Origin of the sequence: Pseudomonas sp. rhizo66, assembly GCF_031931925.1 — a bacterium.
Classification (GTDB): Bacteria; Pseudomonadota; Gammaproteobacteria; order Pseudomonadales; family Pseudomonadaceae; genus Aquipseudomonas.
This window is the reverse complement of the sequence record NZ_JAUJWZ010000005.1, coordinates 296,823-310,141: the sequence shown is the minus strand read 5'-3', so window position 1 is coordinate 310,141 and position 13,319 is coordinate 296,823. Positions and strand designations below refer to the sequence as shown.

Here is a 13,319-nt window from a genome sequence, read left to right as displayed (position 1 = left end):
GGTCTTCAACACCACCAGACACGGCTTGCCAAACATTTGCAAGCGCCACCCGCCGGGGCCTCGACATCCGGGAGTAGCGCAGGCCGAATTGATCTGGTAAGTTCGCCCGCTTGCAGCCGCAGGGCCGGCAGGTGTCGGTGATGGAGCAATCCTGCGCAATGGATTACAAGAGTAGAGGCGGTCCATTTCATGCCCACCCAAGCAAAGCAACAGCAGCAAACGACGATCAGCGGTTTCGAACCTTACGTTCCGAAGGCCGGTGAAGAGTACATGGGCGCCCCGATGCGAGCGCACTTCACCAAGATCCTGAACAAGTGGAAACAGGACTTGATGCAGGAAGTCGACCGTACTGTTGACCACATGAAAGACGAAGCGGCCAACTTCCCTGACCCGGCCGACCGTGCCAGTCAGGAAGAAGAATTCGCCCTCGAGCTGCGCGCCCGCGACCGCGAGCGCAAGTTGATCAAGAAGATCGACAAGACGCTGGAGCTGATTCAGGACGAAGAATACGGCTGGTGCGAGTCCTGCGGCATCGAGATCGGCGTCAAGCGCCTCGAAGCCCGTCCTACCGCGGATCTGTGCATCGACTGCAAGACCCTGGCGGAAATCAAGGAAAAGCAGGTCGGCAAGTAATCTCGACCTGAACGAAAAACGGAGCGTGCGAACGCTCCGTTTTTGTTTCTGCATTTTGCCTTTTGCCCTTGCCTTTTGTAGGAGTGAGCCTGCTCACTCCTACAGGTTGACCTGCGTATAGCCTGAAAAGTAGTTTCGTTTCCATGACTGCCAAAACATCCCCCGCCTACATCGGCCGCTTCGCCCCGACGCCCAGTGGCCACTTGCACTTCGGTTCGCTGGTCGCCGCCCTTGCCTCTTACCTCGACGCGCGCTCGGTCGGTGGTCGCTGGCTGGTGCGCATGGAAGACCTTGATCCGCCCCGCGAAGAGCCCGGTGCGCAAGCGGCGATCCTGAAGGCGCTGGAAAGTTATGGCTTCGAATGGGACGGCGACATGGTGCGCCAGAGCGATCGGCATGATGCCTATGCTGACGTGCTCAACAGTCTGTTCAATCACGGCCTCGCTTACGCCTGCACCTGTTCGCGCAAACAGCTCGAAGCGTACAACGGTATTTATCCGGGCCTGTGCCGCAATGCCGGCCACGACCAGCGGGACGCTGCGATTCGACTGCGCGTACCCGAACTGGAATACCACTTCATCGACCGCGTGCAGGGCGAATATCGCCAGCATCTGGGCCGCGACGTCGGCGATTTCGTGATCCGCCGACGCGACGGCCTCTATGCCTATCAACTCGCCGTGGTGCTGGATGACGCCTGGCAAGGTATCACCGACATCGTGCGCGGTGCCGACCTGCTCGACTCGACGCCGCGCCAGCTCTATCTGCAAGAGTTGCTGGGCTTGCGCCAGCCGCGCTATCTGCACCTGCCGCTGATTACTCAACCGGACGGCAACAAGCTCGGCAAGTCCTATCGCTCGCCGCCGCTGGAGGCCGATCAAGCGACACCGTTGCTGCTGCGAGCCCTGCGTGCACTGGGGCAAAACCCTAGCGCCGAACTGGCCCATGCGTCACCGCAAGAATTACTCAAGTGGGGCAGCACGCACTGGGATGCCACGAAGATCCCGCGCACACTGACCCTGCCCGAGGCGCAACTGCTATGACGGCACTTGCAGTCGTGCGCCCATCCGTTACCATCGCCGCACGTTTTCGGGCACGCGCATAAAAAAGAGAGGCCGGGATGTACATCTATCGCTTGGTCCTGCTTTTAGTCGTGGGGATCTATCTGTTTTCCCCCGCCATCATGGATTGGTGGATCGACGCTACGGGCGCCTGGTATCGCCCCTATCTGCTTTGGCTGATCCTCATAGTCGTGACCTTCATCCTGCAGAGCCAAAAAGATGCCGATGAGCTTTAGCCTGACCCAGATGATCCTGATCAGCGCCGCGTACCTGGCGGTGCTGTTCGGCGTTGCCTGGATCAGCGAACGGGGCATGATCCCGCGGGCGATCATTCGCCACCCGCTGACCTACACGTTGTCGCTGGGGGTTTACGCCAGTGCGTGGGCGTTTTACGGCACGGTCGGCCTCGCCTATCAGTACGGCTACGGCTTTCTTTCCAGTTACCTCGGCGTGTCCGGCGCGTTTCTGCTGGCGCCGGTGCTGCTCTATCCGATCCTGAAAATCACCCGCACCTATCAACTGTCGTCGCTGGCCGATCTGTTCGCGTTCCGCTTTCGCAGCACTTGGGCCGGCGCGCTGACCACGATTTTCATGCTGATCGGGGTTTTACCGCTGTTGGCGCTGCAGATTCAGGCGGTGGCCGACTCCATTGGCATTCTGACCGGCGAGCCGGTCCAGAGCCGCGTGGCGTTGGCGTTCTGTGCGCTGATCATTCTGTTCACGATTTTCTTCGGCTCCCGGCATATCGCCACGCGTGAGAAGCACGAGGGATTGGTGTTCGCGATTGCCTTCGAATCGGTGATCAAACTGATCGCCCTCGGTGGCGTCGGCCTTTACGCGCTGTACGGTGTGTTCGACGGCCCGCAGCAACTTGAACTATGGCTGCTGCAAAACCAGACCGCCCTCGCCGCTTTGCACACGCCGTTGCAGGAAGGCCCCTGGCGCACGCTTCTGCTGGTGTTTTTCGCCTCGGCGATCGTGATGCCACACATGTATCACATGACCTTTACCGAAAACCTCAACCCGCGCTCGCTGGTCAGTGCGAGCTGGGGCTTGCCGCTGTTCCTGCTGCTGATGAGCCTGGCAGTGCCGCTGATTCTCTGGGCCGGCCTCAAACTCGGCGCCACAACCAATCCGGAATACTTCACCCTCGGCATCGGCATCGCCGCCAACAGCAAACCGCTGGCGTTACTCGCGTATGTCGGCGGTTTATCGGCGGCCAGCGGTCTGATCATCGTCACCACCCTGGCGCTGTCGGGCATGGCGCTGAACCACCTGGTCTTGCCGCTCTACCAGCCGCCAGCCGAAGGCAACATCTACCGCTGGCTGAAGTGGACCCGTCGGGCGCTGATCGTTGCGATCATCATGGCCGGTTTCGGCTTCTACCTGATGCTCGGCGCCGAACAGGATCTGGCCAACCTCGGCATCGTCGCGTTTGTTGCGACCCTGCAATTCCTGCCCGGCGTGTTGTCGGTGCTGTACTGGCCGACCGCCAACCGTCGCGGTTTTATTGCCGGGCTGCTGGCAGGGATTCTGGTCTGGGTAGTCACCATGCTGCTGCCGTTGGTCGGCAATCTGCAGGGTTTCTACATCCCGCTGCTGAACATGATTTACGTGCTCGATGACACCAGTTGGCACATGGCGGCCATTGCTTCGCTCGCCGCCAACGTGTTGATGTTCACCCTGATCTCGCTGTTCACCAACGCCAGTCCCGAAGAAGCCAGCGCTGCCGAAGCTTGCGCGGTGGATAACGTCCGTCGTCCGCAGCGCCGTGAGCTGCACGCCGCTTCGCCACAGGAATTCGCCACACAACTGGCGAAACCGCTGGGTGCCAAGGCTGCACAGAAAGAAGTCGAGCAAGCCCTGCGTGACCTTTATCTGCCGTTCGACGAGCGCCGCCCGTATGCACTGCGCCGTTTGCGTGACCGCATCGAAGCCAACCTCTCCGGCCTGATGGGCCCGAGCGTGGCGCAGGACATGGTGGAAACCTTTCTGCCGTACAAGGCTGGCGGCGAAAACTATGTGACCGAAGACATTCACTTCATTGAAAGCCGTCTCGAGGATTACCACTCGCGTCTCACAGGTCTGGCTGCCGAGCTCGATGCTCTGCGCCGTTATCACCGCCAGACCTTGCAGGAACTGCCGATGGGCGTCTGCTCGCTGGCCAAGGATCAAGAGATCCTGATGTGGAACAAGGCCATGGAAGAACTCACCGGGATCGCCGCGCAACGCGTGGTTGGTTCGCGCCTGAGTACCATCGGCGAGCCGTGGAAGGAATTGCTGCAGGGCTTCATCAACCTTCCCGACGAACATTTGCACAAACAGCACCTGGCCCTCGACGGCCAGACGCGCTGGCTCAACCTGCACAAGGCGGCGATTGACGAGCCGCTGGCACCGGGTAACAGCGGCCTGGTGCTGCTGGTCGAAGATTTGACCGAAACGCAGATGCTCGAAGACAAACTGGTGCACTCCGAGCGTCTGGCCAGCATCGGTCGTCTCGCCGCCGGCGTAGCCCATGAAATCGGCAACCCGATCACCGGCATCGCCTGTCTGGCGCAAAACCTGCGCGAAGAACGTGAAGATGACGGCGAACTGACGGAAATCAGCGGACAGATTCTCGAACAGACCAAACGTGTATCACGCATCGTCCAGTCGCTGATGAGCTTCGCCCACGCCGGCAGCCATCAACACAGCGACGAGCCCGTTTGTCTGGCAGAGGTCGCTCAAGATGCGATTGGCCTGCTGGCGCTGAACCGACGCAATTTCGAAGTGCAGTTCTACAACCTCTGCGATCCCGATCACTGGGTCGAAGGCGACCCGCAGCGACTCGCCCAGGTATTGATCAATTTGCTCTCCAACGCCCGCGACGCCTCGCCGCCGCACAGTGCGGTACGGGTCAAGAGCGAAGCCGGCGAACACACGGTCGATCTGATCGTCGAAGACGAAGGCAGCGGTATTCCGAAGAACATCATGGACCGATTGTTCGAACCCTTCTTCACCACCAAGGATCCTGGCGAAGGCACCGGTCTGGGCCTTGCACTGGTCTATTCCATCGTTGAAGAGCATTATGGACAAATCACCATCGACAGCCCGGCTGATGTACAAAGCCAACGCGGCACCCGTATCCGGGTGACCTTACCGCGTCATGTCGAAGCGACGTCCGCTGTGAACTGAGACCGTCGAGAGTATCGAATCAATGCCGCACATTTTGATCGTCGAAGACGAAACAATTATCCGCTCCGCCTTGCGCCGCCTGCTGGAACGCAACCAGTACCAGGTCAGCGAAGCCGGTTCAGTGCAGGAAGCACAAGAACGCTTCACCATTCCTGCGTTCGATCTGATCGTCAGCGATCTGCGTTTGCCGGGCGCGCCGGGCACCGAGCTGATCAAGCTGGGCCAGGGCACGCCGGTGCTGATCATGACCAGTTACGCCAGCCTGCGCTCGGCGGTCGACTCGATGAAGATGGGCGCGGTGGACTACATCGCCAAGCCTTTCGACCACGATGAAATGCTTCAGGCTGTGGCGCGAATCCTGCGTGATCGCCAATCAGCACCGGCTGCCGGCGAAGCGGTTGCCAGCAAACCGGCCAATGGCAACGGCAAATCTGCCGTCGACAACAGCAACGGCGAGATCGGCATCATCGGCTCCTGCCCACCGATGCAGGACCTGTACAGCAAGATCCGCAAAGTTGCGCCGACCGATTCCAATGTGTTGATCCAGGGCGAGTCCGGCACCGGTAAAGAACTGGTGGCCCGCGCCCTGCACAACCTGTCGAAACGCGCCAAGGCGCCGATGATTTCGGTGAACTGCGCAGCCATTCCGGAAAGCCTGATCGAGTCGGAACTGTTCGGCCACGAGAAAGGTGCGTTCACCGGCGCCAGCGCCGGGCGTGCCGGTCTGGTCGAAGCAGCGGATGGCGGCACGTTGTTCCTCGACGAAATCGGTGAGTTGCCACTGGAAGCTCAGGCCCGCCTGCTGCGCGTGTTGCAGGAAGGCGAGATTCGCCGGGTCGGTTCGGTGCAGTCGCAGAAAGTCGATGTGCGCCTGATCGCGGCGACTCACCGGGACCTGAAGAGCCTGGCGAAAATCGGCCAGTTCCGTGAAGACCTTTATTATCGTCTGCACGTGATCGCGTTAAAACTGCCGGCCCTGCGCGAGCGCGGCGCTGACGTCAACGAGATCGCCAATGCGTTTCTCGCTCGCCAAAGTGCGCGCATCAACCGTACCGACCTGAAATTTGCCGCCGATGCCGAACAGGCGATCCGGCATTATTCCTGGCCGGGTAACGTGCGTGAACTGGAGAACGCGGTCGAGCGCGCAGTGATTCTGAGCGAAAGCCCGGAGATTTCCGCCGACCTGCTGGGCATCGACATCGAGCTGAGCGATCTGGAAGACGACGAATTCATCGGTCTGCCCCCGCAAACAGCGGGTAACGCCAGCAACAGCAGCCATGAGCCGACCGAAGACTTGTCACTGGAAGACTACTTCCAGCACTTCGTGCTCGAGCATCAGGACCACATGACCGAGACCGAACTGGCGCGCAAACTGGGCGTCAGCCGTAAATGTCTGTGGGAACGCCGTCAGCGTCTGGGCATCCCACGGCGCAAGACCGGGGTCGCCAGCGAAAGCTGAACGTTACCTGTGGAGCGTGCGGGTAACGCTTGAGGATGTGAAAAAACTGTTACCTCAGTCCTTTCACGTAACAGAAGCCGGGGTTATCGGTAACGAAACCCCGGCTTTTTTTCGCGCCGAGCAAACGGTTATATCGACCTAACCCCTTGTTTTATTGGACTTCACAAAAGTTGGCACGCCCCCTGCTATATGTTTGGTACAAGAACAATAACAAGCAATGCACAAGACAATAAAAATAAGACGAATCGACTCACGCACAATAAAAACAAGACGGCGAGAGGCGCAGCTAACTGATTCTTTTGGAGAGGCGTTGTATTTGGGGCTTGCCCCACGACCAGGCCGAGAACAACAAAAACTGTCCTAAGACAGAGCCTGTACTGGTTGGATCGAGAGATCACTGCAATTCAGCGACCAAAGCAATCCGTTTGCTCTTGGCTCCCGATTGGGAGGGTCACGAAGGAAACACTTCGTGGCGAGGGCACTTAACAAAAACAAAAAGCCCGAATCAATAATAAAAAGAGCACGCAACTACTTCTTGGGGAGCTTCGGCTCCCCTTGTAGTTTCTCCCTTCTGTAAAAAATCCTCCGCTCTACCCCCGCTTCACCCTTGTAGCTTGCGGCTTTCAGCTCGAATCTGCTGTCTCCTACACCATCCCCCGACTAAATGCTAGAATCTGCGCCCATCATGCGGTCATTCTTTGGTATGGCCGAACATTCCTTCAAACAGTGCATCCCATGCTGAAGAAGTTGTTCCAGTCATTCCGAACTCCCGTGCGTCGTACGCAACACATCCGCAGCACCCCTGAAGTGCTTAACAGCGGCCAACACTCGCTGCAGAAAACGCAATTCAGCCGCTATGCGGTGAATATCGTCGAACGCCTGCAAGGTGCCGGCTACCAGGCTTATCTGGTCGGTGGTTGCGTGCGTGACATGCTGCTGGGCATCACGCCCAAGGATTTCGACGTCGCCACCAGCGCCACCCCCGAGCAAGTCCGTGCCGAATTCCGCAATGCGCGGATCATTGGCCGTCGCTTCAAACTGGTGCACATCCATTTCGGTCGCGAAATCATTGAAGTCGCGACCTTCCGCGCCAACCACCCGGTCAACGAAGACGACGAAGACAGCAACCAGTCTTCGCGTAACGAGAGCGGGCGGATTCTGCGCGATAACGTTTACGGCACGCTGGAAGAAGACGCGCAACGCCGCGACTTCACCATCAACGCCCTGTATTACGATCCGGTCAGCGAACGCATTCTCGATTACGCCAACGGCGTGCACGACATTCGCAATCACCTGATCCGCCTGATCGGCGATCCGAAGCAGCGCTACCAGGAAGACCCGGTGCGCATGCTGCGCGCGGTGCGTTTCGCCGCCAAGCTCAACTTCGGTATCGAGAAGCACACCGTGCAACCGATTCGCGAACTGGCGCCGATGCTGCGCGAGATTCCGTCGGCGCGCCTGTTCGAGGAAGTGCTCAAGCTGTTCCTCTCCGGCCACGGCGCGATCACCTTCGAAATGCTGGTCGATCTGCAACTGTTCTCGCCGCTGTTCCCGGCCAGTGCCGATGCGCTGGAATACAATCCGGAATACACCCACACGCTGATCAGCGAAGCACTGACCAACACCGACCTGCGCATCAAGCAGAACAAACCGGTGACACCGGCGTTCCTCTTTGCTGCGCTGTTGTGGCCGGCCCTGCCAGCCCGCGTGTTGCGTCTGCAAGAGCGTGGCATGCCGCCAATTCCGGCGATGCAGGAAGCCGCTCACGAACTGATCGCCGAACAGTGCCAGCGCATTGCGATTCCAAAACGCTTCACCATGCCGATCCGCGAGATCTGGGACATGCAGGAGCGCCTGCCGCGCCGCAGTGGCAAACGCGCCGACCTGTTGCTGGACAACCCACGTTTCCGCGCCGGTTACGACTTCCTGCTGTTGCGTGAAAGCGCGGGCGAAGAAACGGACGGCCTGGGCGAATGGTGGACGGATTATCAGGACGCCAACGACAGCGAACGCCGCGACATGATTCGCGACCTCAGCGGCAAGGGCGATGACGCCAGCGGTGCTCCGCGCAAACGTCGCCGCAGCAGCGGATCCAAGCGCAAACGCGCCGGCGCCCCGAGCGCGACAGGCGAGTAAGGCAATGGAACGCATCTACATCGGCATGGGCAGCAACCTCGCTGACCCGGCCGAGCAATTACGCAGCGCCGTCGAGGCGCTGGGGCACTTGCCGCAGACCACACTCGCTGGCGTTTCCGCCTTCTATCAAAGCGACTCCTTGCTGCCAGGCCAACCGCGTTACACCAACGCGGTCGCGGCGCTCGACAGCTTGCTCGCACCGCTTGAACTGCTCGATGCCTTGCAAGCCATCGAAAACGATCAGGGCCGCGAACGTCTGGAACGCTGGGGCCCGCGTACGCTGGATCTGGACATCCTGCTGTTCGGTGACCGACTGATCGACGAACCACGCCTGAAAGTGCCGCATTACCAGATTCAGGAACGCGCGTTCGTTCTGTATCCTCTCGCGGAATTGGCTCCGCAGGATCTGCGTCTGGCCGATGGCCGCAGCCTGCCCGACTTGCTGGCCGCGTGCCCGTTCGTCGGCCTGGAACGCCTCCCCCACGCCTGACACAAATCCCTTGTAGGAGCTGCGGAACGCTGCGATCTTTTGATCTTCAAAATCAAGATCAAAAGATCGCAGCGTTCCGCAGCTCCTACTGGAATAGCTTTCCATATCCAGATTTATTGTCGGACAAAAACCCCGCGAATCAGCCCCGCCGCGCCGCTGAATCGCATCAGTAACGCCGGTAACACTCCCCTCGTAACAATGCGGTAACACACGCAATTGACTTCCTGTTGGCTCATCACGACTATAGGCGTCCCGCTGCCGCCAACCCGGCACATACGGGCGCAATCCAGGCCTTATAAGCACGACAAAAGAGCGTGCGCCTGAGTAGATGAAGAATCACGCGCGTTACTCGCAGTAGTTTCCAGAGCGCCTGAACGAGGATTTTTTACATGCCAGCCATCACCCTGACCACGCTCCAGAGCCTCAAGCAGAAAGGTGAAAAGATCACCATGCTGACCTGCTATGACGCGACCTTCGCCCACGCCTGCAATGAGGCCGGTGTTGAAGTGCTGCTGGTGGGCGACTCCCTCGGCATGGTCCTGCAGGGTCACGACAGCACGTTGCCGGTGACCACCGCAGAAATGGCCTACCACACCGCTTGCGTCAAACGCGGCAACAGCGATGCCCTGATCCTCGCCGACCTGCCGTTCATGGCCAATGCCACCCTTGAACAAACCATGACTAACAGCGCCATGCTGATGCAGGCCGGTGCGCACATGGTCAAGGTCGAAGGTCAGCTGTGGCTGGCCGAGTCGATTCGTCTGCTCGCCGAGCGTGGTGTGCCGGTTTGCGCGCACATGGGCCTGACCCCGCAAGCGGTGAACATTCTTGGCGGCTATAAAGTGCAGGGCCGCAACGAGAACCAGGCGCGGCAGATGCGCGCTGACGCAATCTCGCTGGAACAGGCCGGTGCCGCCATGCTGCTACTGGAATGCGTACCGAGCGAACTGGCTGCCGAAATCAGCCAGGCGGTGAAGATCCCGGTCATCGGCATCGGCGCCGGTAACGCCACCGACGGTCAGGTGTTGGTGCTGCACGACATGCTCGGCCTGTCGATCACTGGCCGCGTACCTAAATTCGTCAAGAACTTCATGCTCGGTCAGGACAGCATCCAGTCTGCGCTGAAGGCTTACGTCAACGAAGTCAAAGCCACCACGTTCCCTGGCATCGAACACGGATTCTCTGCATGAACACCGTTAAAACCGTACGCGAACTGCGCGCCGCTGTGGCCCGCGCCCGCAGCGAAGGCAAGCGCATCGGCTTTGTGCCGACCATGGGCAACCTGCACAGCGGTCACGTCGCGCTGATCACCAAAGCCACCCAACGCGTGGACTTCGTGGTCGCGAGCATTTTCGTCAATCCGCTGCAGTTCGGCGCCGGCGAAGACCTCGACAAGTACCCACGCACGCTGGCGGCGGATCAGGAAAAGCTGCTCGAAGCCGGCTGCTCGCTGCTCTTCGCCCCGACCGTTGAGGAAATGTACCCCGACGGCATGGCCGGGCAGACTCGGGTCAGCGTGCCGCAATTGTCCGAAGGCCTGTGCGGCGCCAGCCGTCCGGGGCACTTCGAAGGCGTGGCGACCGTCGTCAGCAAGCTGTTCAACATGGTCCAGCCGGATCTGGCGATTTTCGGCCAGAAGGACTACCAGCAACTGGCGGTGATTCGCGCGCTGGTGCATGACCTGAACATGCCGATCCAGATCATCGGCGAACCGACCGTGCGTGCAGCCGACGGCCTGGCGCTGTCATCGCGCAATGGATTTCTCAGCGAAGAACAGCGCGCAGTGGCACCGGTGGTCTATCGCAGCCTGAGCGCGATTGCCGAGTCGATCCAGCAAGGTGAGCGCGACTTCCCGGCGCTGATCAGCGCTCAGTTGCAACAGCTGGAAGCCGCAGGCCTGCGCCCGGATTACCTGGAAATCCGCCACGCCCTGACCTTGCGTCCGGCGACAGCGCAAGATCGTGATTTGGTGATTCTGGTAGCCGCGTTCCTCGGCACCACGCGGTTGATCGACAACTTGCACCTCAATCTCGATAGCCCTGGCTGAAAAACCCGGCATCACCCTGTGGGAGCGAGACTGCTCGCGAATGCAATCTGTCAGCGACTGCAATGTCGACTGACACGACGCTTTCGTGAGCAGGCTCGCTCCCACAGGTCTTTTCGGTACTGCACAAACCAGCTGCCAGCATGCCGGAGGGGTGAAAGTCTTCCAGGCACCTCCGTTTGTCGGCCAGATTCCTCTGCGAATGTTAAAAAAGTACAGGGATCTGGTCAGACAAAGTCAAGACAGAACGCAGCGCGAGGTTTACTGTATTCGCCCTGTGTCCGGAAATCGTGCCGACGCAGTTGATCCCATGCCCAAACATGGCGTGCCGGGTCTGTTCAGTGTTCAAAAGGCCGTTCAAGTAAAAAGGAAAACCGCAGCGATGGCGTATTACCTCACTCCTCAAGACGTTACCGCTCTGCCCGCCTGGCAAGCGTTGAAAGATCACCGCCAAGCCATGCAGGATTTCAGCATGCGCGAAGCCTTCAACGCCGATCCGCAGCGCTTCAACCAGTTCACCCTCAGCAGCTGCGGACTGTTTCTCGATTATTCGAAGAATTTGATCAACGCCCAGACCCGCAACCTGCTGGTCGGTCTGGCCAATGAAGTCGATCTCAAAGGCGCCATCAAAGCGCTGTTTGAAGGCGAAATCGTCAACACTTCCGAAGGCCGCCCGGCGCTGCACACCGCCCTGCGTCGCCCGGTGGGCGACAAGCTGTCGGTCAATGGCGTCAACGTGATGCCGGAAGTCCACAAGGTTTTGAACCAGATCACCGATCTGGTTGGCCGCATTCACGATGGCCTGTGGCGTGGCTACACCGAGAAGCCGATCACCGACGTGGTGAACATCGGTATCGGCGGCTCGTTCCTCGGCCCTGAGCTGGTCTCCGAAGCGCTGCTGTCCTACGCGCAGAAAGGCGTGCGTTGCCACTATCTGGCGAACATCGATGGCAGCGAATTCCACGAGCTGACGCAGAAACTGCGCGCCGAGACCACGCTGTTCATCGTTTCGTCGAAGTCCTTCAACACTCTGGAAACCCTGAAAAACGCTCAGGCTGCTCGCGCCTGGTACCTGGCGCAGGGCGGTTCGGAAGCCGAGCTGTATCGTCACTTCATCGCCGTATCGAGCAACAACGCGGCAGCTGTGGCATTCGGTATCCGCGAAGAAAACATCTTCCCGATGTGGGACTGGGTCGGTGGGCGTTACTCGCTGTGGTCGGCCATCGGTTTGCCGATTGCCCTGGCCATCGGCATGTCCAACTTCAAGGAACTGCTGTCCGGCGCCTACACCATGGACCAGCACTTCCAGACCGCACCATTCGAACAGAATATGCCGGTGCTGCTGGCCCTGCTCGGCGTCTGGTACGGCAACTTCTGGGGCGCGCAAAGCCACGCGATCCTGCCGTACGACCACTATCTGCGTAACATCACCAAACACTTGCAACAGCTGGACATGGAATCCAACGGCAAGAGCGTGCGCCAGGACGGCACCGCGGTCTCGACCGATACCGGCCCAGTGATCTGGGGCGGCGTCGGCTGCAACGGTCAGCACGCTTACCACCAGTTGCTGCACCAAGGTACCCAACTGATCCCGGCCGACTTCATCGTGCCGATCGTCAGCTTCAACCCGGTTTCCGACCACCATCAGTGGCTGTACGCCAACTGTCTGTCGCAGAGCCAGGCGCTGATGCTCGGCAAGACCTTGCCGGAAGCCGAGCAGGAACTGCGCGACAAGGGCATTAGCGAAGAGCAGGTGCACCAACTCGCGCCGCACAAGGTGATCCCGGGCAACCGCCCGAGCAACACCCTCGTGGTTGAACGCATCAGCCCGCGGCGTCTCGGCGCACTGGTGGCGATGTATGAGCACAAAGTGTTCGTGCAAAGCGTGGTCTGGGGCATCAACGCCTTTGACCAGTGGGGCGTGGAACTGGGCAAGGAACTGGGCAAAGGCGTTTACAACCGCTTGGTTGGCAGCGATGAAACCCTTGCCGATGACCCTTCCACTCAGGGCCTGATCAACTACTTCCGCGGTCGTCACCGCGGTTGATCAGTCGCTTGATAGAGAGCCCCTGAAGTTCAGGGGCTTTTTTTCGTCTGGCGTTTGGCGTGGATTTCGCGGTGACAGCCAAATCGTTTCCCCCTCACCCCTGCCCTCTCCCCCAAGGGGCGAGGGGGAAAGGGAGCCGATTTTCACGTTTTCGATACTTGAGTTCGACTCCGGAATTTCAAGTCGATGTATCAAGCCACCTCACCCTAACCCTCTCCCTTTGGGAGAGGGTTAGGGTGAGGGGCTCTTCGCGGTGGAGAACCGTCTGCCGGCCTTGA

The 13,319-nt window shown here is 59.7% G+C and carries 10 protein-coding genes; all 10 read left to right on the top strand.

Annotation, left to right across the window (positions count from 1 at the left end; all coding sequences use genetic code 11):
• The first annotated feature begins 189 nt into the window (after positions 1-189).
• The 10 genes from dksA to pgi all read left to right on the top strand — a co-directional run bounded on the left by dksA (position 190) and on the right by pgi (position 13,041).
• Positions 190-633 (top strand): RNA polymerase-binding protein DksA, encoded by a 444-nt coding sequence (gene dksA / locus QZR14_RS08780; protein WP_064118688.1) that lies wholly within the window; start codon positions 190-192, stop codon positions 631-633.
• A 143-nt stretch (positions 634-776) separates the two neighbouring features.
• Positions 777-1,673 (top strand): tRNA glutamyl-Q(34) synthetase GluQRS, encoded by an 897-nt coding sequence (gene gluQRS / locus QZR14_RS08775; RefSeq protein WP_311996337.1) that lies wholly within the window; start codon positions 777-779, stop codon positions 1,671-1,673.
• A 77-nt stretch (positions 1,674-1,750) separates the two neighbouring features.
• The gene (locus QZR14_RS08770) at positions 1,751-1,927 is read left to right on the top strand and encodes a hypothetical protein (RefSeq protein WP_003176118.1); all 177 of its coding nucleotides are present in this window, start codon (positions 1,751-1,753) and stop codon (positions 1,925-1,927) included.
• Entirely contained in the window at positions 1,911-4,865 is a 2,955-nt protein-coding gene (locus QZR14_RS08765) for a sensor histidine kinase (RefSeq protein WP_250607124.1), read from the top strand. The genes QZR14_RS08770 and QZR14_RS08765 overlap by 17 nt, the downstream gene beginning before the upstream one ends.
• Before the next feature lie 22 nt (positions 4,866-4,887).
• Positions 4,888-6,324, top strand: a complete 1,437-nt coding sequence (locus QZR14_RS08760) for a sigma-54-dependent transcriptional regulator (RefSeq protein WP_250607125.1) — start codon at positions 4,888-4,890, stop codon at positions 6,322-6,324.
• Positions 6,325-7,059: 735 nt separating this feature from the next.
• On the top strand, positions 7,060-8,460 hold the full coding sequence (locus QZR14_RS08755) for a polynucleotide adenylyltransferase PcnB (RefSeq protein WP_250607126.1): 1,401 nt from the start codon (positions 7,060-7,062) through the stop codon (positions 8,458-8,460).
• Positions 8,461-8,464: 4 nt separating this feature from the next.
• Positions 8,465-8,950: a 2-amino-4-hydroxy-6-hydroxymethyldihydropteridine diphosphokinase gene (folK, locus tag QZR14_RS08750; protein WP_250607127.1), complete on the top strand. Its 486-nt coding sequence runs from the start codon at positions 8,465-8,467 to the stop codon at positions 8,948-8,950.
• Between the two features lie 389 nt (positions 8,951-9,339).
• Positions 9,340-10,140: a 3-methyl-2-oxobutanoate hydroxymethyltransferase gene (gene panB / locus QZR14_RS08745; protein WP_250607128.1), complete on the top strand. Its 801-nt coding sequence runs from the start codon at positions 9,340-9,342 to the stop codon at positions 10,138-10,140.
• The gene (gene panC, locus QZR14_RS08740) at positions 10,137-10,997 is read left to right on the top strand and encodes a pantoate--beta-alanine ligase (RefSeq protein WP_250607129.1); all 861 of its coding nucleotides are present in this window, start codon (positions 10,137-10,139) and stop codon (positions 10,995-10,997) included. Before panB ends, panC begins: the two co-directional genes overlap by 4 nt.
• A 379-nt stretch (positions 10,998-11,376) precedes the next feature.
• Positions 11,377-13,041, top strand: coding sequence for a glucose-6-phosphate isomerase (pgi, locus tag QZR14_RS08735; protein WP_250607130.1), 1,665 nt, complete (start codon positions 11,377-11,379; stop codon positions 13,039-13,041).
• Positions 13,042-13,319: the final 278 nt, after the last annotated feature.